Here is a 21878-nt window from a genome sequence, read left to right as displayed (position 1 = left end):
ACATGGCACTGGAAGATGCAAAGAACCAGGTGGATGAGGCATTCACCAACCCCGATCTTAAGGGGCTGTCCTATGAAAACACCTTTGGCGGCGCGACTTCATTCCTGCGGCGGCTTTATACCAAAGACCTGACGGGTGCGGATATTGCTGTAACCGGCGTGCCTTTCGATCAGGCGGTGACAAACCGCCCCGGAACCCGTCTGGGGCCGCGCGCGATCCGTGAGGCGAGCGCGCTGCAATCGCCGGATGCGCCTTATGGCTGGCCTTTTGATGCTCTGAGTGAGCTGGCCATCGTGGATTATGGCGACATGGCCTATGACTACGCCAATATCCCGGCCTTTCCCGACACGCTGACCGACCACATTCGGACCATTCTGAAGGCCGATGTCGCTTCGGTCACGCTGGGCGGGGATCATTATATCAGCTTCCCGATCCTCAAAGCTTATGCCGAGAAATATGGGCCGATGTCGCTGCTGCAATTTGATGCGCATACGGACACCTGGGCCGATGACGACATGTCCCGCGTGGATCACGGGACGATGTTCTACAAGGCAGTGAAATCGGGGTTGGTTGATCCGAAACGCTCGGTTCAGGTGGGCATTCGCACTACAAACGAAGACACGTTGGGCGTCAACATCATCGACGCGCGCGAGGTTTACGAATCCGGCCCAGCCGCCGTGGCGCAGAAGATCAGGGGTATTCTGGGCGACAGCCCCGTGTACCTGAGCTTCGACATCGACGGTCTGGACCCTGCTTTTGCGCCCGGTACTGGCACGCCAGTCTGGGGCGGGCTGAGTTCGATTCAGGCGCAAATCATCCTGCGCGACATTGCCGGGATCAACCTCAAAGGTGGCGACGTGGTCGAGGTTTCTCCGCCCTATGACACCTCTGGTGCGACGGCGATTGCGGGGGCGCATGTGGCAACACAGATCATTTGCCTTTTGGGGTGGAACAAGCTGGTGAAGCCTTAACCTTTGGTTAGGCATAATCCCGGTATCTGCTTGGTGAGGCACCGGATCGGAGACATCACATGACCCAATACAACCAACCGATTGGCGGCAATGATCTGGCACGGTTTTCGGGGCCGAACACGTTTATGCGGTTGCCACAGGCGTCGTCGCTGGACGGGCTGGATGTGGCGATCCTGGGGGTTCCGATGGATATCGGCACTTCGTGGCGGTCGGGCACACGGTTCGGACCCAAGCAGATTCGCAGTGAAAGTGCGATGATCCGGCCCTATAACATGTCCAATGGCGCGGCGCCCTTCGACCATCTGCAGATCGCAGATATCGGCGATCTGGCGATCAACACTTTCTCGCTCGCCGATAGTCTTAAGATCATCAAGGAAAGCTATGACGGCATTTTGGCGCAAGGTGTTGTCCCAGTGGCGATGGGTGGGGATCACTCGATCACTTTGCCGATCCTGCGGGCGATGGCAGCCAAGCACGGGCCTGTGGCACTGGTGCACGTGGACGCCCATGCCGACGTGAATGATGAGATGTTCGGTGAAAAGGAAACCCACGGCACTGTCTTCCGCCGCGCCTATGAGGAAGGGCTGATTGTCCCTGACAAGACCTTTCAGATCGGCATTCGAGGCTCGGGTTACGCCGCCAGCGACTTTACCGAGGCACAGGGTTGGGGGTTCCGTCAGTACCCGGCGTGGGAGCTGTGGCAACAGAACCTGACCGAAATCGGCTCTTTGATCCGTAAAACTGTTGACGATCACCCGGTCTATATCACCTACGATATCGACAGCCTCGATCCGGCCTATGCACCCGGAACAGGCACGCCCGAGATCGCAGGTCTGACCACTCCGCAGGCGCTGCAGTTGATCCATGCGCTGGCAGGCATGAATGTGGTGGGCTGCGATCTGGTCGAAGTATCTCCACCCTATGATCCGTCGGGCAATACGGCACTGACCGCAGCCAATCTACTGTTCGAGATGCTGTGCATTCTGCCCGGAGTGACGTCACGATAGGGGTGCGACGCCATCCTCTGACCGAGTAAGCAGGGCATAGCGGGAATGAATGGGCAGATAAAAATGTTGCTGTGGCTGTTGATTGCGGTGGGCCTTGCAATGGGTGCCTATATCAGACTTGCGCCTTCAGATCCTGTGCGCTGGCATGTGGCCCCTGAAGACACGGAACGAGACCTGAAGGGTGGTGTCGTTCGGGTCGTCGAAACCGGTCCTGATGGGCTGGCGCGTCTCGATAAAATTGCGCGCGCAACACCACGCACCAGTGTGCTGGCCGGATCGCTGGAAGAGGGCATGATCACCTATATCACCCGTACCAAGGTGTTCGGTTTTCCCGATTACACCACCGTGCAGCTAGACGGTGATACGCTGCGTATCTATGCAAGATTAAGATTTGGCCGGAAAGATTTCGGCGTCAATCGGGACCGGGTCACCCAATGGCTTGCTTTGCTGCAACCCTGACGACAAACAGCCCTCTTGCACCTCGCGCCACATGGGCACGTTCAGCGACATCTGGCATTGGGCCATGAACATGCGGCCGTCGACCTGCAGGCATATCATCTCTCCCAACTCGATGCGGGTGCCGGATTTGTCGGTGCAATAGCAGTCTTGCACCTTGCCTCCGGGGCCAACAACATCGGCCATTCCGGGCGCCGCAATGAGTGTCAGGGCTAAGATCAGTCGCTTCATGGCCCAAGCCTAGCACAAGGCAGGGCCTTGACCAAAGCCTCTGGATGATAGACACCGCGCGGATGATCCCCGAAGAACGCCTTGAACAGATAACTCAGCGATTCCAATACCTCGAAGCGGCCATGGCGGATGGTGCCTCGGGCGGGGATATTGCAGCTTTGGCAAAGGAATATTCCGACCTCAAGCCGGTGGTCGATCAGATCATGGCGTGGCGTCAGCTGGTTTCAGATCTGGCCGAGGCCGAGGCAATGCTGTCCGACCCGGACATGAAAGAGCTGGCCGAAGAGGAAATTCCAGAACTGCAGGCGCGTATCCCCGAGGCGGAGCATGCCTTGCAGCTGGCGCTGTTGCCCAAAGACGCGGCTGATGCGCGCCCGGCAATGCTGGAAATACGCCCCGGCACCGGCGGGGATGAGGCCGCGCTGTTCGCCGGAGACCTGCTGCGCATGTATCAACGCTATGCCGAAGCGCGGGGCTGGCAGTTCGAGATCATCGAGGAACAAGCGTCTGATCTTGGTGGGATCAAAGAGGTGGTGGCACACATCAAGGGCGACAATGTCTTTGCGCGGATGAAGTACGAATCCGGCGTGCATCGCGTGCAACGCGTGCCCGAAACCGAAAGCGGTGGGCGCATTCATACCTCGGCGGCGACGGTGGCGGTTTTGCCAGAGGCCGAGGATGTGGACATTCAGATCGATGCCAATGACATCCGAATTGACACGATGCGCAGCTCGGGCGCGGGGGGGCAGCACGTGAACACGACGGATTCGGCCGTGCGGATTACTCACTTGCCCAGCGGTATCGTGGTGACCAGTTCCGAGAAATCCCAGCACCGAAACCGTGAGATAGCGATGCAGGTGCTGAAAACGCGCCTTTATGATCTTGAACGGCAGCGGATCGACAGCGAACGCTCGGCGGATCGCGCCAGTCAGGTCGGTTCAGGTGACCGGTCCGAACGGATCAGGACCTACAATTTCCCGCAGGGCCGCATGACCGATCACCGCATCAACCTGACGCTTTATAAGCTGGATCAGGTGATGCAGGGCGATCTGGATGAGGTGATCGACGCGCTGACCGCAGATGATCAGGCTCGGCTTCTGGCCGAAATGGCGCAATGATTGCGGCGCTGACAGCCGCGCAGGCCATGGTCGCTGCAACCGCACGTTTGCGCGCAGCCGGTGTGCCTGATCCAGCGCGGGATGCGCGGGTGCTGCTGGCGCATGCGGCGCGGATCGAGGCCAGTCGGGTGACGCTGATCGCGCCCGAGGAACTGCCGGTGGATATCGCGGAACGCTACGATCAATTGATCTCGCTAAGGGCCATCCGAGTGCCGGTATCGCATCTGCTGGGCGAGCGTGAATTCTATGGTCGGCGGTTTCGGGTCAGTCGCGATGTGCTGGACCCGCGCCCGGAGACCGAGGCATTGATCGAGGCGGCGCTGAGCGAGCCGTTTGATCATGTACTCGATTTGGGTGTGGGCTCGGGCTGTATCCTGATCACCTTGCTGGCCGAGCGGGGGAGTGCCTCGGGCGTCGGCGCCGACCTCAGCGAAGCTGCCTGTCTGCAGGCCAGCGCCAATGCAGTACAGCATCAGGTGCAGGCGCGCGCCGAGATTCGGCAATCTGACTGGTTCGAAAACATTGAGGGTCAGTTCGATCTGATTGTTTCGAATCCGCCCTATATTTCAGCGGACGAGATGCACGCGCTTTCCCCTGAAGTGCGCGAGCATGAGCCGCGCATGGCGCTGACGGATGAGGGCGACGGTCTGGATGCCTATCGCCGTATTGCGGCGTCGGCCCCGGATTATCTGATGCCCGGCGGGCGTATCCTGGTTGAAATTGGCCCGACACAGGGCGCTTATGTTTCTGCCCTTTTTGATGCCGCTGGTTTGACCGGCGTAAAGGTGATCCCCGATCTGGACAGGCGTGATCGTGTTGTGGGGGCCAGAATGCCGCCTTCTAAGCGAAACTGAGGCCGAAAAATGCCGATTGATGTAAAAAAGCTGCGACATTTTCGAGAATCCCCTTGTCTGAACGCTCAGGACATGTTTACTCAGGATTAGTCGGCGAGGTTGACGCTGTTTCAGCGCACCCCTGACGCCAAGCCCAAAAAGTCGATAGCGCGTAACGGCACAAGCCACTGAGCAGCGTTAGATACGGGTTGATCGACAGTGAATTGATAAGGCTGACGTAAAGTAAGATGAGATCTTCCAAATCCCGCTCGCGGGCCAAGAACAACCGCAATCGTCCTTCTGGCGGAAACGTCGTAAACCGAGTTTTTGACAGCTCGGGCCCCGAAGGCAAGGTGCGTGGCACACCGCAGCAGATCATTGACAAATACAACCAATTGGCGCGCGACGCTCAGCTGTCGAATGACCGCGTGGCAGCTGAGAACTTTCAGCAACACGCCGAGCACTATCTGCGCATGCTAAGCGAAGCGCAGCGCGAGATCGAAGCGCGCCGCGAAGAGCAAGAGCGTCAGAACCGCGAACGGCAGGCCGAGCGTGATCGTGAACGCGCCGAGCGTCAGGAACGCGAAGCCGCCCGTCAGGCCGATCCGGCCGAGGCTCCGCAGCCGGACGTTGTGGATTTCGGGAATGAGGCGGCTGCGCCCGATACAGGGCTGGTCGAGACGCCGGAAAGCAAGGATGCCGAGCAACCCGAAGCGACCGAGCGTAAGGAAAAGCCGCGCCGCCCGCGCACCCGGAAGCCAAAGGCTGCCACCCCTGCGGCTGAGGATGCACCCGCTGACAAGGGCGACGCACCCGAGGCAGCTGAATAAGCGCTTTTCGATCATGAATTGAATGAAAACCCCGGGCAAAGGCCTGGGGTTTTTTCGTTCAGGGTTTGCGAATTTCGCGCGCGAGCGCGCAGAAGGCTTCGAGTGGGATCTGCTCGGCCCGGTCGGTGGGTTTGATACCGGCTGCGATCAGGCGGTCCTCGATATCTGGCGCTGCCCCTTTCAGTGAGGCCCGCAGCATTTTGCGGCGCTGATTGAAGGCTGTGGCAACCACGCGAGACAGGGTTGCGGCGTCAGCGGGATAGCGGGGTTCGGGCAGGGCAGTCAGGTGAACCACGGCGCTTGAGACCTTGGGCGGTGGAGTGAAGGCTCCGGGTGGCAGGGACATTGCAATGCGCGCTTCGGCCCGCCATTGGGCAAGGATGGCGAGGCGGCCATAGGCCTTGCTGCCGGGTTGGGCGACGATCCGCTCGGCCACTTCACGTTGAAACATAAGGGTCAGGCTCTGCCAGAAGGGCGGCCATTCGGGCGGGGTGAGCCAGCGGACCAGAAGCTCGGTCCCGACATTGTAGGGCAGGTTGGCGGCCACCCGGATCGGAGGCGTCAGATGGGCCAGCGGCTCGATTTCCAGCGCGTCGCCGTTGATCACTTCCAGCTGGCCCGGATAGGCAGTGGCGATGTCGTTCAGGGCGGCGATGCAGCGGGTGTCCTTTTCCACGGCCACGACCTTGCGCGCGCCTTCGGACAGAAGCCCGCGAGTCAGACCTCCGGGGCCTGGGCCGATTTCAAGGACATCGCATTGAGTGAGATCACCCGCCTGCCGCGCGATCTTGGCGGTCAAGTTGAGGTCGAGCAGGAAGTTCTGGCCCAGCGACTTGCGGGCCGAAAGCTGGTGAGTTGCGATAACCTCGCGCAGCGGGGGGAGGGAGTCGATGGCGCTCATGACTTTACCGTCGCGCGGGTTGCGGGGAGAGCGCCAGAGATTTTTTTGCCTCCGGCGGAGGTATTTGGGGCCAGATGAAGCATTAGCGGGACTGCGCCATTCGCTGGGCGAGCTTCAGGGCCTCGATCAGGCTGTTGGGGTTCGCGCTGCTTTGGCCCGCGATATCCAGAGCGGTGCCGTGATCCGGCGAGGTCCGGACGAAGGGCAGGCCCAAGGTTACGTTCACACCGCGGTCGAAATCCAGTGTCTTGATCGGGATCAGGGCCTGGTCGTGATACATTGCAATCGCGGCATCATAGCGGGAGCGCGCAGCGGCGTGGAACATGGTATCGGCGGGGTGCGGGCCCGTCACTGCGTAGTCGATTGGATCGAGGTCTGCGATCAGTGGCGCGATCCAGTCAAGCTCTTCCGTACCCATTTTCCCGCCTTCGCCAGCGTGGGGGTTCAGCCCCGCGATGGCGATGCGAGGATGGTGGATACCGAATTGGGTGCGCAGGCCTTGGGCGGTGATCTCGATGGTTTCTTGCAGCACTTCTGGGGTGAGTGCGCTTGGGACCTGGGAGAGCGGGATGTGGATGGTGGCAGGAACCACGCGGAGCTGTTCGCTGGCCAGCATCATTACCACGCGCGACCGGCCTGCCAACGCCGCAAGAAATTCGGTATGGCCGGGGAAGGCAAAACCCGCACCGTCGATCAGCGCCTTTTTGTGGATCGGGGCGGTACAAAGTGCAGAGGCTGCGCCGGAACTCACCAGCTCAACACCCTTTTCAATAGAATCGATGACCGAAAGTGCGTTTGCTGGATTGGGGTGGCCGGGAGTGTTCGGGGCAGGAAAGTCGAAATGCAGCACCGGCAGAGCCGAGGCGCTGGCCGGTGTCGCTTCAGACGGGTTGGCGATCCGGGTAATGGGTGTTCCATCGGGTAAATGTGATGCGTCGCCGATGTAGAAGAACGGACAGGTATCGCGCAGGGCTGCCCAAGCTTTGGCTGCGATTTCGGGTCCGATCCCGGCGGGCTCACCGCAGCTTAGTGCGATTGGGGCGATCATTGTTCGATGATGACGGCGTCGGCCCTCAGCTGTTCCAGCAGGCTGTTTGCAAGGGCCTGCAACCGCTGCTGGGTCAGTGCGTTTGCTACGTCCACACGGGTGGTGTCTTCGCCCAGGTTGCGGGTGCGATTGCACAGCATCAGGAACATCAGCGTCTGCCCGTTGTTGCGCGTCAGCGTGGCCGATGCCTCATTTGGATCAAGCTTGGCCAGCTCAAGCGCTACGTCGCGTGGAATCGCCGAGGGGCTTTGGGTAAGGCGTTCCAGCACGTCGGGCGATTGATCTTTGGCGATGCCGTAGAGGTCATCGCAGGTGTCGATCTCTTCCTTGAGCTTTTCGGCTTTCGCAAGCGTTTCGGCGCTGCGGCCACCGGGAAGGTAGTAGATCGCGTAGTCGATCTCGGAATAGGTTGGGGCACCAGCGGCAACTTCGCGGATACCGCGCATCTGGAACAGAGCAACGGCGTTCGGGAGCGACAGTGGGTCGGTGATCTCACCGTTTTTCAAGCCCAGAATGACGGGTTGCAGGGCCGGAGGCAGGTTGTTGAGCGACAGCCAATCCAGTCGCCCGCCATTCTCGCGTGTGGCAGCGGCAGAGTATTGCGTAGCAGCCGAAGAAAAGCTGTCTTGATCGGGAAGTTGTGAGATTTCATCGGCCAGGGCTTCAGCCTGCGCCAGGGTCTGCGGTGTTACCGGAATGATAATCTCGGACAACAGAACCTGCAGGCCGCCGCCGCCACCCTGACCCAGTGCACGGTTGATCTCATCTTCCGAGGGACGAGCCTGCGACAGAAAGCGGGTACTGACAAAGTCGCGCCAGGACAGTTGATCGGCAACAAAATCCCTGACGGTTTCCTTTGATACGCCCGCATCGTTGAGCAGCTGCAGAAACTCTTCGCTGCTGAGGTTGCCGCGCGAGGCGAATTCATCAATCCCGGTCTGGATATCTTCGGGCGCGGCTTCGATGCCGGCATCGCGCATCGCCTGTTTGCGCAGACGATCCTCAATCAGGGCTTCGCGGACTTCGCGCTCGGAACTGCCCGGAACGCCGAGCAGTTCGAGAAACTGCTGACGTTGTTGAAGTTCATACCAGGTGACGATGTCCTGATTGACCCGGATTGCAGGCGAGAACAGGCTTTGAGCCTGGACCTGTGGTGTGGCCATTGCAACAAGCGCGGCAGCCAGCACCGGCAGCACCGATCTACGGCAGCCAGAGCGGAGAGATTTTGTGAAACCTGAGATCAACTGCATCTTCTCTTAAACTTCTGTCCATCGCCTTCGACGGAATACCCTGTCAGGGCAACGGTAAAGCCGAATTCTGTCGAAGGCTCAATACTTGATGTGGAGGTAAAGCGTCTGTTGACGTTCACATTTACCTGCACACACTCATTTTCGTAAGTCACGCCGAACCCAAGGCGGAGTGGTTCGGATTCGCTGAAATCATAGCGTGCGCTGGCAAGGGTTAGCCAATTTTGGTCTACGCGGTAGCGGCCACCGACCCGTAGTTCCGAGATTTCATCATTATTCGCTTCAGCAGGATCAGGTTCGAGCCAGATGTACCCGCCGGAGATTGCCGTATCTCCATTAGCCCAGCCTGCACGAATTTCAGCTTTGGTAAAACTGAAATCGCTGTTCAAAAGCCCACGCGCGGCCAATGTCAGCCCCTTGCCGTTATTCAATTGCCCGGCAAGCAGAATGTCGGACTTGGTACCCTGCAGCCCCGATGTGAGCGTGAAATCCGGATCCGCATCGGACCGGAAGACCTGTCCGATTGTCGCCAGCGCCCGCCAGCCGTCAGCATTGTACCGAGACCAGTTCAGGCCCACAACGGCGGTTGCACCGTCTTCGCGGCGGTCGGGGGCCGGAAAGCGCGAAAGGGACAAAAGATTGCCCTGATCGAGTTCCTGAAAGGTACTTTCATCGTTGGGAACGTCATTGTTCGAAACATGCGTCCAACCAATTTGCGCGATTGGCTCAAGGATTTGTGTTGCACCGGACTGCTCGCGGCGCAGCATGGGGTAGCGCAGGGTAAAAGCTGCACGCGGGGTCGAGCGGGTTACATTGTTCGGAAACTCGCTGTCATTGCGGATATTGAACGTATCCACTGACGCGCCCACCAATGCTTCTGCACGTAATCCGGTCGCAAAGGTCCAGTTGCGCAGCCATTCCGCATCGAATGTTGCCCTGGCGACGTCGCGACCAATAATATCTTCGTCACTGGTTCGCGTGTGGGTGTGACCATCGAGGCTTAGTTCAACTTCACCCCCTAAGGTGCTGGGGAAGAATCGCTTTCGATAGTTGATGTCGAAGACACGCGATGGGATTTCATCCTGATTTTCGCTATCCCGAAGGGACTTGTAGTGGATGAAGCTGGTTCTGAATGCCGTATCACGCTTGATCCGCTCAAGTGCAATTTCGCTACGCAGGCGGTCAAAATCGGGCAAGCCGTAATCTGCCAGATACGAGTCATCCGAAGTTGTTTTGATATCGAATGTCAGCCGGTAGTCATTTCCAAGACCGAACCGGCCATCGGCGAAGAAATACCCCCGGTCTTGACCGGGCTGCAGGTCGTCGCGTGTATAAGAGCCTCGCAGCCGAATGCGCCCGCGTTTGAATGCCTGCCGGTAACGAAACCCAAGTGTGCGGGTCTTGGACGACAGATAGGGCGTCAGAGTCAGGTCCTTGTGATCTCCGATCTTGAAGAAATACGGCACCTGAACGCCAGTGCCCAGTTGCGAAGTGGTGCGGATCGACGGCACGAGAAAGCCGGTCGCCCGCTCAAGTGTCGGGTCGGGTAGGCGCAACGTGGGAAAGTAGAAGACCGGGATATCGAGTATTCGGAACTGTGCGCCTTCGAAATAGAGCTGCCGTTCAAGCTGGTCATGGGTCACTTTCCGGGCGCGAATTTGCCAGATCGGGGGTCTGCCATTCGCGCAGACATGACATGAGGTTGCAGCGACCTTGCTGAATTGCGTATAGCGACCTGCCGCACGGGTGGCCTGGACTGAGGCGATCTGCACTTGCTGGTCAAAGACCATGCGCGCGCCCATCAGAAGTCCATTCTGTATTCCGCTGTCCAACTGCGCGGAATCGGCCAGCAATGTGCTGTTCCCGCCTTGATCGATCCGGATTGGGCCGGTCAGGGTCAGCTCGCCGGTTTCGCGATCATAGGTGACGCTTTGCGCTGTCAGTTTGACGTCGCCTTGGAAGGCCTCGACATTCCCCTCTGCGACCAGTTTGCGATCCGGGGTAATGAATATCTCATCGGCCACCAGTAGCGCGGGTTGATTCTGTTCAGTCGCGTCAGCCTCGCTGGCGGCACCTTCTGGTTCGGACTGAGCGGCAACTGCTGCTGGCAGCGAGAGGATCAGTGCGCTCGACAGCAACAAAGATAGGACGGAGCGCATCAGCCATCCTCCGCATGGAGCAACAGGCCCAGAGACAGTAGAATGCCCGCAAAGGGTGGGGCCCAAGCCGAGACCAGAATAGGTAATTGCCCGTTTTCGCCAAGGATTTGGGCGAAATTCCGGATGAAGTAGATACCGAACCCCAGCAATACGGCGGTCAGCACGGCGATACCGGTGCCGCCGAACCGGACATGGCGCATTGTGAAGGCGGCCCCGATCAGAACCATCGAAACCAGAAACAGGGGTCGCGCAAGTTGTACCTGCAGCCAGACCTCATATTGCTTGGTTGAAAATCCCGCTTCGCCCAGATCACGAATCAACTGGGGCAGATCATAGACCGAAACCGAATCCTTTTGCCCAAGAGTGTCCAGAATGCGGTCTCTGGTCAGCGTTGTGGGGAGGTTCAGGATCTCATGGCTGGTGGCATTTGCTTCGGGATTGAGGTCGTCCTGAATGGGCCAGATTTTGGCCTGATGCAAGGTCCAGAATCCATCCTCCAGATCAGCTTGCTGGGCCGAGATTTGCTGGTTCGGCTTGCCGTCGGATGAGAACGTTGTGATGGTCACGTTCTGCAGGGCGAACCGGTCGCCATTGACAGTGCCGGTTGCGTGAATCACCGACTGACCGTTGGCTGAGCTCTGGCGCAACCACAACCCCTCGCGGCTGATGGACAGGGCTGAACCACCCTGGTTGCGATAACCATCAGACAAGCGTTGGAACTCTTCCGACGTCGCGGCCGCGATGGGATTCAGCATAGTAACAGCAAGTGCGCCGATGGTCAGCGCAAGCAACACGGGCGCCAGCAGGGCTCGGATACCGGATCTCCCGATTGCGCGGGTCACCACCAGTTCGGAGCTGCGGGCGAGGCCGACAAACAGCGCGATGGTGGCCAGGATCATCAGCAGGGGCAACATCTCGCTGATCGCGGCCGGTGCGTTCAGCAACGTCAGTTGCAGCAACTGGCCAAAGGATAGGTCAACACCATCGAACCGCCGCACCTGTTCGATCAGATCGATCAGGATCATCAAGGTCAGAAAAATACCGCCGATTACAAGAAAGCTTTGAATAAAGCGGCGGGCAAAATAGCGGTCGAGGATCACTTGGGCATCCCCGTCAAACCCCGGCATCCAAGAATCACAATCGGGCATGGAATCATGCGCGACGGCCTGTAACTGCCGATTGGTGTCACGTTCTCTCCCCCGAGCCTGCCGTTATTTTCGCGCGACCATAATGCAATTGCCCGGCGGGGAAAACTGCTATCTGGTCAACGGTGGCTGCGCGGGCTAGGTCTTGGGCAACGCATTTTTTAGGAGAATGATATGAGCAGTCTTGTGCCCGTCCGATTCACCCCCTTTGACCTTGATGCGATAGCGCAAACCGAAGGGCGCGTGGCCATACTCATTCCCGCCGATGGCAAGATGAGCCCCGCCGCGCGTCGAGCCAATCGCCTGACCAAAGGCGCGGTTGCGCGGCTGGTCGAAAGCGAGCGGTTCAGCAAGGTCAAATCGGGTAATGTTATTTCGCTGGCCTGGCCTGCCGGAATGGTGGCCGAGGCGCTGGATATTCTGGTGTTGCCGCGTCGCCCCGACTCTGACGAGGCACGCAAGGCCGGGGCCAATCTGGCGAAAGCTGCAGCGGGCAAACCCGTGCTGGTCATGGCCGCCAATCACGCGCGTATCGAAGAGGTAGCCTTGGGCATGGTACTGCGGGCCTACGATTTCGATGTCCACAAATCCAAGGACTCAGACCCGGCGGGTGAGATCACCATCGGTCACTCAAAGCCGGAGGAGGCCGAAGCTGACTTTGCGCCGCTCTATGCCGTCGCAGACGGTGTGCGCATGACACGAGACCTGACAAATGAACCCGCGAATGTGCTGACGACAACTGAGTTCGCGGACAGGTTGGTCGAGATGGAATCGCTGGGCTTGAAGGTCGAGGTTCTGGAAGAGGACAAGCTGGCCGAACTGGGCATGCGTACGCTGCTGAGCGTCGGGCAGGGCTCGGTCAGCCCCTCGAAAGTTGTGGTGATGCAATGGGACCGCGGCGACAAGGATGACGCGCCGCTGGCCTTGGTCGGCAAGGGCGTCGTGTTCGATACCGGCGGTATCTCGCTTAAGCCGGCCGGAGGCATGGAAGACATGACCATGGACATGGGCGGCGCGGGTGTTGTTGCCGGAACCATGCGAGCGTTGGCCAAGCGCAACGCCAAAGCCAATGTCGTGGGGCTGGTCGGGTTGGTCGAAAACATGCCCTCGGGCAATGCGACCCGTCCGGGCGATGTGGTCACTTCGATGAAAGGCGACACTGTCGAGATCATCAACACCGATGCCGAGGGTCGTTTGGTTCTGTGTGACGTCATGTGGTACGCGCAGGATCGGTTCCAGCCGGTGGGCATGATCGATCTGGCAACTCTGACGGGCGCGGTCATCATTGGTCTTGGGCATGAGAATGCCGGTGTGTTTTCAAACAATGACACCTTCTGCGACGCCTTCCTGAAGTCGGCAAAGGCCGAGGACGAGGGCGCATGGCGGCTGCCCTTGGGGGAAGGCTACGACAAACAACTTAAATCGCGCATTGCGGATATGAAGAACGTGGGCGGGCGGCCGGCAGGTTCGATCACCGCAGCGCAGTTCCTGCAGCGTTTCGTCAAGGAAGAGACGCCGTGGATTCACTTGGATATCGCAGGTGTGGCCTCTGTCTCTTCCGAGACCTCTTATGCGCCGAAAGGGGCCACGGGCTGGGGCGTCCGCGCGCTAAGCCGGTTCGTGCAGGACAATTTCGAGTAAGCGCATGGGTTCCGTCTATTTCTACCACCTGACCCGTCAGCCGTTGGAGCACACATTGCCTGTGCTGCTCGACAAGGCACGGCAGGCCGGATGGCGGATTGCCGTGCGGGGTGTCGACCCTGCGCGGATGGACTGGCTGGATGAGAAGTTGTGGCTGGGACCTGAGGACGGGTTCCTGCCGCATGGCCGCGAAGGTGGCCCGCACGACGCGTCACAGCCCGTTCTGCTGACGACCGGCCAAGGGGCAGCAAATGGCGCGACCTGTGTAATGGCTGTCGATGGGGCAACGGTTGAGGCGGAGGAAGTTTCGACCATGGAGCGTGTCTGCATTCTGTTCGACGGGAATGATCCGGAGGCGGTTCAACATGCGCGCGGGCAGTGGAAGGCTCTGACCGGGGCGGGGTGTTCGGCACAGTATTGGTCCGAGGAATCCGGACGATGGGAGAAAAAGGCCGAGGCTTGATCGGCCACAAATATATTTTAGGAGATTTCAAATGGATATGAAGCCTTTGGGCCGCACCGGGATCATGGTGTCGGATTTATGTCTTGGGACAATGACCTTTGGTACTCAGACCTCGGAAACTGAGGCGCACCGCCAGATGGACATGGCGCTTGCGGGTGGGATCAACTTTGTCGACGCGGCTGAGATGTATCCGGTGAACCCGATCTCGGCAGAGACGGTCGGGCGGACCGAGGAAATAATTGGCAATTGGAATGCCGCCAATCCTTCGCGTCGAGGGGACTATGTGCTGGCCACGAAACACTCCGGTGAAGGGTTCGTGCATGCGCGCAATGGCGCCCCAATCTCGAAAGAGACCATACCTGAGGCGATAGAGGGTTCACTGCGTCGTCTACAGACTGATTGCATAGATCTCTATCAGTTCCACTGGCCAAATCGTGGCAGCTACATGTTCCGACAGAACTGGGACTATGCGCCCTTGGGTCACAACCGTGACGAGATTATGGACGAGATGCGCGAAAGCCTGATCGCTCTGCAGGCGCAGGTGGACAAGGGCAATATCCGTGCCTTTGGTCTGTCGAATGAAAGCGCTTGGGGTACCGCTCAGTGGTTGCGGGCGTCGGATGAGGTTAGTGGACCTCGGGTCGCGTCGATCCAGAACGAGTATTCTTTGCTCTGCCGGTTATTCGATACCGACCTGGCTGAATTGTGTCTTCTGGAAGATGTCGGGTTGCTGTCCTTTTCGCCTTTGGCTGCGGGTTTCCTGACCGGGAAGTATCAAGGCGGGGCTATTCCAGAAGGGTCGCGCATGGCGCTAGTGCCGAATATGGGCGGACGCAAAACGGATCGCGTGTATGATGCCGTGGCTGCTTATCTAGAAATCGCGCAGCGACACGGGTTGGACCCCGTGCACATGTCCTTGGCGTGGTGTTGCAGCCGGCCGTTTATGGGATCGACCATTTTCGGCGCGACGACTGTGGCGCAGCTAGAACATATTCTGGCGGGTAAGGATTTGAAGCTGTCGTCCGAAGTGATGGCCGAGATCAGTGCGGCGCATCGGGCGTTTCCGATGCCATATTGAAGGGATGGGGGCTCTGCCCCCGTCGCCTTTGGCGACTCCCCCGAGGTATTTTAGGCCAGATGAAGCTGGATCGTGTCAGTGATGGGTGGGTTGCGTACGGTCTTGCCTGAGGTCGCGAGCCGTGAGGCCGTGGGCGGTTCGGAACGCGCGGGCGAAGCTGGATTGCGAGGCGAAGCCGGTGGCCAGCGCCACGTCCATCAGCGGCAGGTCGGTATCGGTAACCAGACGGCGGGCCTCGGCCAGTCTGAGTTGCAGGTAGTGATCCTGTGGAGTTGTATTCAGGCGCAGGCGGAACTGCTGCTGCAGGGTGCGTGTACTAGTGCCGAGCCTATCGGCGATGTGCGCAAGGGACAGCGGGTCGTCCAGTGAGGATTCCATCAATGAGTTGGCTTTGGCTGTGAGCGCGGTGTGACGGTGCGGCGCACCGGTGCGGCTTTGTGGTTTTGAGGGCTGAGACGCACCTTCATAGAGGAATAGCCCGGACACGCGGGCGGCAAAGCCCGCGCCATGACGTGCAGCAATAATATGGAGCATCATATCGATCGCCGGGACGGCGCCGCCAGAGGTTAGGCGTGTATCGGAGACGGTAAATCGGTCAGGGCGCACATCGACATTGGGAAAGCGCGCAGCGAAGTTCTCCAAATCCTCCCAATGGGTCGTCGCCGCGTGACCGTCGAGCAATCCAGCCTCAGCCAGTAACCAGGGGCCGCCATCTATCCCGGCGATTGTTGCACCGGTGGCCGCGATCCTGCGGAGCCCGGCGAGCAGGCTGGGCGTCGCATGACGGGCCAATTGGAATCCGGCAACTACGATCAACAGATCGCAGCCCTGCAACCGGGCCAGGGGAATGCCCTGCACATTCAGGGCGCTGGTCAGCAACGCGGGTTCTGCGGTTGCCGTGACGTAGTCCCAATCAAAAGCGGGCCGATCCGCTAGTCGGTTGGCAGCACGCATCGGATCGACGGCGGCCGCGAAGCTGAGTGTGTTGCATTCGTCCAGCACCAGCACCGCCGTTTTCAGGGCGCGATGTTCGGGCTGCAGTATGTTTTTTGCGGATTTCATCAAGTCTGATTCGCATTTTGCTAAGTGGTTCCCTCAAGGCTGCGTCAGAGTTGGCGTTGACGCAAATCGGAATCCGGGGAGAAGCCTGGGGAAAACCCACGGTAAAACCGGGTATAAGCTGGGGATAACGCCATGCCTTTGGAAATGAACCGCGAAGTCTTTATCACCTGTGCCGTCACCGGCTCGGGCGGGACACAGGATCGCAGCCCACATGTGCCGCGTTCGCCGAAGCAGATTGCCGATAGTGCAATTGCTGCAGCGAAAGCCGGTGCGGCCGTGGTGCACTGCCATGTGCGCGACCCCGAGACCGGTGCGCCTTCACGCGATCTGGCGCTGTACCGTGAAGTCACGGACCGCATTCGCGATGCCGAAGTAGACGCGGTTCTGAACCTGACGGCGGGCATGGGCGGAGACATGGTGTTCGGCGGGATCGAAAATCCGCTGCCTTTGGCAGAGGCCGGAACCGATCTGGTTGGTGCCACTGAACGTGTTGCACATGTAGCGGAGTGCTTGCCTGAAATCTGTACTCTGGATTGTGGCACGATGAACTTTGCCGAGGCCGACTATGTGATGACCAATACGCCCGGCGCCTTGCGGGCGATGGGGCAGATGATGACCGATCTGGGTGTGAAGCCCGAGATCGAGGCCTTCGACACCGGCCATCTGTGGTTCGCCAAGCAGCTGGTGAAAGAGGGTGTTCTGGAACCGAACGCTCTGGTCCAGCTATGTATGGGGGTGCCGTGGGGGGCTCCGGATGATCTCAACACCTTTATGGCGATGGTGAACAATGTGCCGGATGACTGGACGTTCAGCGCGTTTTCGCTGGGGCGCAATGAGATGGCGTATGTCGCGGCCTCGGTTCTGGCGGGCGGCAATGTGCGCGTCGGGCTGGAGGACAACCTGTGGCTGGAAAAGGGTGTTCTGGCCGAAAACTGGCAGTTGGTCGAGCGTGCAGGCAGCATCATCGAAAACATGGGCGCGCGGGTGATCGGGCCGCAGGAAGTACGTGAAAAGTTGGGGCTTACTAAGCGGGCTCCGGTTGCGAAGTAGTCGCGGATTGGGGGCCAGCCCCCAAACCCCCGAGATATTTTTGGCCAGATGAAGAGGCGGATCGTGGGCAAAGAACAGCAAGCAAAAACAGCAGCAATCATCGGAGGCGGTGTGATTGGTGGCGGGTGGGCTGCCCGGTTCCTGCTGAACGGATGGGATGTTCGGGTATACGATCCCGACCCTGAAGCCGAGAGGAAGATCGGTGAGGTGTTAGATAACGCGCGCCGTTCTTTGCCGGGGTTGAGCGATGTACCTCTGCCGCCCGAAGGGACCCTGAGCTTTCATGACGATCTCGGTGAGGCAGTTCAGGGCGCGATCTGGATTCAGGAGAGCGTACCGGAAAGGCTCGATCTCAAGCTGAAGGTTTACAAGAGCTTGCAGGGGGTTTGTGATCCAGATGCAATCATCGGGTCCTCGACCAGCGGGTTCAAGCCCTCAGAGTTACAGGAAGGCGCGTTGCGACCCGAGCAGATCGTGGTGACCCACCCGTTCAACCCGGTCTACCTGTTACCACTGATCGAACTGGTTCCGACCGACAAGAATTCACCTGACTTGATCGCGCAGGCCAAAGATCTTTTGACCTCGGTGGGGTTCTTCCCGCTGCACATCAAGAAGGAAATCGACGCGCATATTGCTGACCGGTTCCTCGAGGCGGTGTGGCGCGAGGCGCTTTGGCTGGTGAAAGACGGCATCGCAACGACCGAAGAGATCGATGAATCCATCCGCATGGGTTTTGGCATCCGTTGGGCCCAGATGGGACTGTTCGAAACCTATCGCGTGGCCGGTGGAGAGGCCGGGATGCGGCATTTCATGGCTCAGTTCGGCCCGGCGCTGAAATGGCCCTGGACTAAGCTCATGGACGTGCCTGAGTTCACCGATGAGTTGGTCGACTTGATCGCGGATCAGTCGGATGCGCAGTCTGGCAAGCACTCGATCCGCGAGTTGGAGCGTATCCGGGACAATAACCTCGTTGGTATGATGCGGGCGCTGAAGGCCCAGAACTATGGTGCAGGGGCGGTATTGAACCAGCATGATGCGGCCTTGAAGCCAGGAGCGCTGCCGACGCTGGACGAGGCGGATCTGAGCCAGCCGATCCTCACGCTGTCGCGCGCCGTTCCGCTGGATTGGACCGACTACAATGGCCACATGAATGAAGCTAAATATCTGGAGGCCTTTGCAGCAGCCACGGATCGTTTCATGGAAATCATTGGCTGCGATATGGAGTATATCGCGACAGGCGGCAGCTATTTCACTGCCGAAAATCACATCCGTTACATGCAGGAGACCCATGCGGGGTCGCGGATCGAATGCCGTACGCAGATGCTGTTAGGGCAGGGCAAGAAGCTGCATGTCTTCCACAGCATGTACGAGGGTGAAACGCTGCTGGCCACAGGCGAAAGCTTTCTTCTGCATGTCAGCCTTGAGACCCGACGCCCCAGCCCACCTTCACCCGAGATCGAGGCCGCGATGGCACGGGTTGCCGAGGCGCAGGCCGTGTTGCCTTATCCCGAAGGCGCGGGCGCGGCGATCCGCAAGCCCGCATGAGCAGCCGGGTCTTGATTACCGCAGGCGCCTCTGGCGTCGGCAGGGCCATGGCTGAAGCGTTTGATGCTGCCGGGGCTCAGGTCTGGGTTGCGGATGTTGATGCGGATGCGTTGGCGGATTGCCCGGCGCATTGGAAGCAAAGCCAGCTTGATGTGTCGGATGAGGATGCTGTCGCGGCTGCGTTTACCGACCTTGAGACCGAATGGGACGGGCTTGATGTGCTCTGTGCGAATGCGGGGATAGCGGGCCCCACCGCAGCGGTTGAGGACGTTTCCCTGACGGATTGGAGGTCATGCCTTTCCATCAATCTAGAGGGGTCATTTTTGTGCTCTAAATACGCTGCACCTCTGATGAAACAGCAACGCAGCGGCGCGATCTTGATCACTTCATCGACTGCAGGCCAGTACGGATACCCCAACCGCGCGCCGTACGCGGCGGCCAAGTGGGGCATGGTGGGATTAGGCAAAACGCTGGCGATGGAACTTGGGCCGCACGGAATCCGCTGCAATGTGATCTGCCCGGGTTCGGTCGAAGGTCCACGAATGGAGGGCGTGTTGCAGCGCGAGGCCGATGCCAAGGGCATGACCCGGGATCAGGTTTACGACGGCTATGCCTCGGGCACGTCCATGGGCCGCTTTGTAGAGGCGCAGGACATTGCGAACATGGCTGTATTCCTGGCTTCAGATGCAGCGAGGCTGGTGTCGGGTCAGGTAATCGCGGTGGATGGCCATACGGTCAATCCTGACCCGAAACTGTGAATCAGCCCTGATTTGGCCCCCGAATCTGGCGGATGGCGCTGCGGACAGCTTGCCAGTCCTGCGCCTCCTGCTGATTTCCGGCGGCTTCGCATTCGCGCATTTTCTGCGCAGCTTCGGCTTCGGCCCGATCGCCATGGGCCGTATAAAGGGCACGTGCGTATTCAGCGGTTTTGAGTGCGTCCATTCCCGTCATCCTCCATCTCAGATCGGAATGTCTGTAGTTTCGCGCCAAGTGACTATACTACAGCTTTCAGCCCAGGTCATGTCTGAGAGATTTCTGCCCGCAATTGCTGCAGATGGTCCGGGAAATCACGCGCGGTCATATCCGCCTCTCGAACCAGCCGGTCGAAATGGAGCGTAAAGACCTCAATCCGGTCGCGGTCTCGGAAAGCCATGTAGTGGCTTCCGGCATAGAACACGCAAAGAAGTGGGCCGAATATCGTGACGGGGGCAGAGTAAAGACGTTTTGCATCAAATAGATAGATGCGCAGACGTGGATAAAGCTGCTCGCACACCGACAGCAGGTGATCGATCTGATCCAACCGGACCTGAAGCGGTAGTCCCTCGTAGTAACCGGTGGCATAGGCAAAGCTGTGAAGCTCGTACAACGGCATGGCAATCTCATAATCGGACTGGGCGCTGCGCATCCATGCCAGCCGGTCTGCCGAGGCGCCAATGGCTTGATCTGCAGTACGGCCGAGATGCGGAGCGTATTCCCATTCAAGCACGGCGCGGGTCTTGAGCATGTCGGGCAGGGTAGCCGGAACGTAGCGTATCTTGTAGCCGGCGGCCTCTTGATGCCATTCAAAAATGCGCTCATCAACCAATGCCCGGGCGGCCTCGGTTAGGGTGAGGGAACTGGCCAATAGTTCTGCCGCGCTTTCGGGTCGGTTGGAAAGCCCAAGCAGCCAATCGGCGGAAACCCCAAGCGCCGAGGCGCAGCTGCCGACGACATGAGCATTCGGAAGGCGTGCCCCCGCCCCGGTCAGCAATTGCGAAACGGTTGATCGGTCAACCCCGATGCTGCGTGCCAGGGCGCTTTGGCTGACATCTCGATCCTGCATTGCTCGGGCCAAGCGCTGGCGAAAATGCAGGGCACGATCCCGTTTGTCGATTTTGTCAATCATGTGGTGATTAATATCACCTTTGGTGAGAATTGTTAATCATATTCAGAATTCACGACCCTTGGCTCTGTCTGTAACGCTGGTGTTACAAAAATAAGAATGGGGTCTGGAATGGAAACGCGACGCAGGTCGGTCGTGAAGGCGCTGGTTTGGAATGCGATGGGGCTGGCGATGATGACGCTGGTTGGTTTGATCGCCACGGGTTCAGCAGCACTTGGAGGGATGGTTGCACTGGTCAATACGGCCATTGGTTTGACCATGTATGTGATTTACGAGCGTATCTGGGCCGGAATTTCGTGGGGCCGCAATGGCTGAGCCGGTCACACCCAAATCTCCCGAATGGGCGACATTTGCCCTGATTATCGCGTGTTATTCCGCTTGGCTTGGTGCGATTTTCTGGTTGGCAGGCATATCGCTTTGGGTTGCGATCCCGTTCATGGGGCTGGTGGCTGCGCTGCATTCCTCGCTGACCCATGAGGCTTTGCACGGGCATCCCTTTCGCCAGAAGTGGCTGAATGAGGCGCTGATGGCGATGCCGCTGACTTTGTTCATTCCCTACAATCGGTTTCGGGACCTGCATCTGGCGCATCACTGTGACGCGAACCTAACCGATCCCTACGATGACCCTGAGACCAACTATCTTGACCCACAGGTCTGGGCGTCTCTGTCCGGTTGGCAGAGGCGGATGTATCAAGTGAACAACACTCTGCTGGGGCGGATGGTTCTGGGGCCTGCGATCGGGCAGGTTGCGTTCTTGCGGGATGAACTGCGTGGTGCACTTCGCGGAGATCGGGCGATTTTGTTGGCATGGGCGCTGCATATGCCCGGCGTTGTCGCGACTCTTTGGATCGTCGCGCTTTCGCAAATGCCGATCTGGGCCTTCGCCCTTTCAGCATATATCGGGTTGGGTTTGGTCAAGATCCGCACATTCCTGGAACACCGCGCGCATGAGAAATCGCGCGCGCGCACAGTGATCGTAGAAGACCGTGGCATCCTTGCATTTCTGTTTTTGAACAATAACTTGCACGTCGTTCATCATATGAACCCATCAGCACCTTGGTACCGATTGCCGGCACTCTACCGCACGGGCAAGGAAAGGTACCTGGCCTGTAACGAGGCTTATGTCTACCGTTCGTACGGGCAGATATTCCGAGAGTATTTCTGGCGCGCCAAAGATCCGGTGGCGCATCCGCTCTGGCCAAAGCCTTGAT

The 21878-nt window shown here is 59.1% G+C and carries 23 protein-coding genes; 14 read left to right on the top strand and 9 right to left on the bottom strand.

The genetic code is table 11. The features are described 5' to 3' along the window. Positions 1-2: 2 nt before the first annotated feature. The 3 genes from speB (ACR0BI_RS03795) to ACR0BI_RS03785 are packed head-to-tail and all read left to right on the top strand — an operon-like array spanning position 3 to position 2437. A complete protein-coding gene (gene speB, locus ACR0BI_RS03795) occupies positions 3-971 on the top strand; it encodes an agmatinase (protein ID WP_170406255.1) in 969 nt (322 codons plus the stop codon). Positions 972-1030: 59 nt separating this feature from the next. Beyond that, the gene (gene speB, locus ACR0BI_RS03790; RefSeq protein WP_170396741.1) at positions 1031-1978 is read left to right on the top strand and encodes an agmatinase; all 948 of its coding nucleotides are present in this window, start codon (positions 1031-1033) and stop codon (positions 1976-1978) included. A 45-nt stretch (positions 1979-2023) separates the two neighbouring features. Further along, complete coding sequence (locus ACR0BI_RS03785; protein WP_170509517.1) at positions 2024-2437, top strand: DUF1499 domain-containing protein; 414 nt, start codon at positions 2024-2026, stop codon at positions 2435-2437. Here ACR0BI_RS03785 and ACR0BI_RS03780 read toward each other — a convergent pair. Continuing rightward, complete coding sequence (locus tag ACR0BI_RS03780) at positions 2363-2665, bottom strand: hypothetical protein (RefSeq protein WP_480561404.1); 303 nt, start codon at positions 2663-2665, stop codon at positions 2363-2365. The two genes, ACR0BI_RS03785 and ACR0BI_RS03780, sit on opposite strands and share 75 nt — an antisense overlap. A 62-nt stretch (positions 2666-2727) precedes the next feature. Between ACR0BI_RS03780 and prfA the strand changes: the two genes are divergently transcribed. From prfA to ACR0BI_RS03765, 3 genes are all read left to right on the top strand, one after another. Next, positions 2728-3783: a peptide chain release factor 1 gene (gene prfA / locus ACR0BI_RS03775; protein ID WP_170396981.1), complete on the top strand. Its 1056-nt coding sequence runs from the start codon at positions 2728-2730 to the stop codon at positions 3781-3783. Further along, positions 3780-4637, top strand: a complete 858-nt coding sequence (gene prmC, locus ACR0BI_RS03770; protein ID WP_170817854.1) for a peptide chain release factor N(5)-glutamine methyltransferase — start codon at positions 3780-3782, stop codon at positions 4635-4637. The genes prfA and prmC overlap by 4 nt, the downstream gene beginning before the upstream one ends. Positions 4638-4864: 227 nt before the next feature. After that, positions 4865-5446, top strand: coding sequence for a DUF4167 domain-containing protein (locus tag ACR0BI_RS03765; protein ID WP_170396747.1), 582 nt, complete (start codon positions 4865-4867; stop codon positions 5444-5446). 58 nt (positions 5447-5504) lie between these two features. Here the strand turns inward: ACR0BI_RS03765 and rsmA are convergent, their stop codons facing one another. The 5 genes from rsmA to lptG form a co-directional block, all read right to left on the bottom strand. Then, positions 5505-6347 (bottom strand): 16S rRNA (adenine(1518)-N(6)/adenine(1519)-N(6))-dimethyltransferase RsmA, encoded by an 843-nt coding sequence (gene rsmA / locus ACR0BI_RS03760; protein ID WP_480561405.1) that lies wholly within the window; start codon positions 6345-6347, stop codon positions 5505-5507. A gap of 82 nt (positions 6348-6429) precedes the next feature. Then, a complete protein-coding gene (gene pdxA / locus ACR0BI_RS03755) occupies positions 6430-7395 on the bottom strand; it encodes a 4-hydroxythreonine-4-phosphate dehydrogenase PdxA (protein WP_480561406.1) in 966 nt (321 codons plus the stop codon). Then, positions 7392-8645, bottom strand: coding sequence for a peptidylprolyl isomerase (locus ACR0BI_RS03750; protein WP_170406236.1), 1254 nt, complete (start codon positions 8643-8645; stop codon positions 7392-7394). The genes pdxA and ACR0BI_RS03750 overlap by 4 nt, the downstream gene beginning before the upstream one ends. Further along, positions 8636-10801: an LPS-assembly protein LptD gene (locus tag ACR0BI_RS03745; RefSeq protein ID WP_480561407.1), complete on the bottom strand. Its 2166-nt coding sequence runs from the start codon at positions 10799-10801 to the stop codon at positions 8636-8638. The genes ACR0BI_RS03750 and ACR0BI_RS03745 overlap by 10 nt, the downstream gene beginning before the upstream one ends. Beyond that, positions 10801-11901, bottom strand: coding sequence for an LPS export ABC transporter permease LptG (gene lptG / locus ACR0BI_RS03740; RefSeq protein WP_480561838.1), 1101 nt, complete (start codon positions 11899-11901; stop codon positions 10801-10803). Before lptG ends, ACR0BI_RS03745 begins: the two co-directional genes overlap by 1 nt. A gap of 219 nt (positions 11902-12120) precedes the next feature. Between lptG and ACR0BI_RS03735 the strand changes: the two genes are divergently transcribed. From ACR0BI_RS03735 to ACR0BI_RS03725, 3 genes are read left to right on the top strand one after another with little or no spacing between them, the layout of a single operon-like run. Beyond that, the gene (locus ACR0BI_RS03735; RefSeq protein ID WP_480561408.1) at positions 12121-13587 is read left to right on the top strand and encodes a leucyl aminopeptidase; all 1467 of its coding nucleotides are present in this window, start codon (positions 12121-12123) and stop codon (positions 13585-13587) included. A 4-nt stretch (positions 13588-13591) separates the two neighbouring features. Further along, positions 13592-14050, top strand: coding sequence for a DNA polymerase III subunit chi (locus tag ACR0BI_RS03730; protein ID WP_480561409.1), 459 nt, complete (start codon positions 13592-13594; stop codon positions 14048-14050). A gap of 31 nt (positions 14051-14081) precedes the next feature. Then, positions 14082-15128, top strand: a complete 1047-nt coding sequence (locus ACR0BI_RS03725; RefSeq protein WP_480561410.1) for an aldo/keto reductase — start codon at positions 14082-14084, stop codon at positions 15126-15128. Positions 15129-15203: 75 nt separating this feature from the next. On the opposite strand, the gene ACR0BI_RS03720 is transcribed toward ACR0BI_RS03725, so the two are convergent. Further along, positions 15204-16190 (bottom strand): GlxA family transcriptional regulator, encoded by a 987-nt coding sequence (locus ACR0BI_RS03720; protein ID WP_170396763.1) that lies wholly within the window; start codon positions 16188-16190, stop codon positions 15204-15206. Between the two features lie 132 nt (positions 16191-16322). Between ACR0BI_RS03720 and bcoG the strand changes: the two genes are divergently transcribed. From bcoG to ACR0BI_RS03705, 3 genes are all read left to right on the top strand, one after another. Continuing rightward, positions 16323-17240 carry a 3-dehydrocarnitine:acetyl-CoA trimethylamine transferase BcoG gene (gene bcoG, locus ACR0BI_RS03715; RefSeq protein WP_170422013.1) on the top strand — a complete coding sequence of 306 codons (918 nt, stop codon included), beginning with the start codon at positions 16323-16325 and terminating at the stop codon, positions 17238-17240. Between the two features lie 63 nt (positions 17241-17303). Further along, complete coding sequence (locus tag ACR0BI_RS03710; protein WP_480561411.1) at positions 17304-18785, top strand: carnitine 3-dehydrogenase; 1482 nt, start codon at positions 17304-17306, stop codon at positions 18783-18785. Next, complete coding sequence (locus ACR0BI_RS03705) at positions 18782-19543, top strand: SDR family oxidoreductase (RefSeq protein ID WP_170396769.1); 762 nt, start codon at positions 18782-18784, stop codon at positions 19541-19543. Before ACR0BI_RS03710 ends, ACR0BI_RS03705 begins: the two co-directional genes overlap by 4 nt. 1 nt (position 19544) lies before the next feature. On the opposite strand, the gene ACR0BI_RS03700 is transcribed toward ACR0BI_RS03705, so the two are convergent. Together ACR0BI_RS03700 and ACR0BI_RS03695 are read right to left on the bottom strand one after the other, a co-directional pair. Beyond that, on the bottom strand, positions 19545-19727 hold the full coding sequence (locus ACR0BI_RS03700; protein ID WP_170396771.1) for a hypothetical protein: 183 nt from the start codon (positions 19725-19727) through the stop codon (positions 19545-19547). 76 nt (positions 19728-19803) lie between these two features. Further along, positions 19804-20670 (bottom strand): helix-turn-helix domain-containing protein, encoded by an 867-nt coding sequence (locus ACR0BI_RS03695; RefSeq protein ID WP_480561412.1) that lies wholly within the window; start codon positions 20668-20670, stop codon positions 19804-19806. A 108-nt stretch (positions 20671-20778) separates the two neighbouring features. On the opposite strand from ACR0BI_RS03695, the gene ACR0BI_RS03690 reads away from it, so the two are divergent. Together ACR0BI_RS03690 and ACR0BI_RS03685 are read left to right on the top strand one after the other, a co-directional pair. Beyond that, the gene (locus ACR0BI_RS03690) at positions 20779-20982 is read left to right on the top strand and encodes a DUF2061 domain-containing protein (protein WP_039535902.1); all 204 of its coding nucleotides are present in this window, start codon (positions 20779-20781) and stop codon (positions 20980-20982) included. After that, positions 20975-21877 carry a fatty acid desaturase gene (locus tag ACR0BI_RS03685; RefSeq protein ID WP_170567086.1) on the top strand — a complete coding sequence of 301 codons (903 nt, stop codon included), beginning with the start codon at positions 20975-20977 and terminating at the stop codon, positions 21875-21877. Before ACR0BI_RS03690 ends, ACR0BI_RS03685 begins: the two co-directional genes overlap by 8 nt. Position 21878: the final 1 nt, after the last annotated feature.

The sequence above is a fragment of the Ruegeria sp. E5 genome (assembly GCF_056534105.1).
Note: the sequence above shows the minus strand (reverse complement) of the source record. Positions and strands in the feature narration are given on the sequence as shown.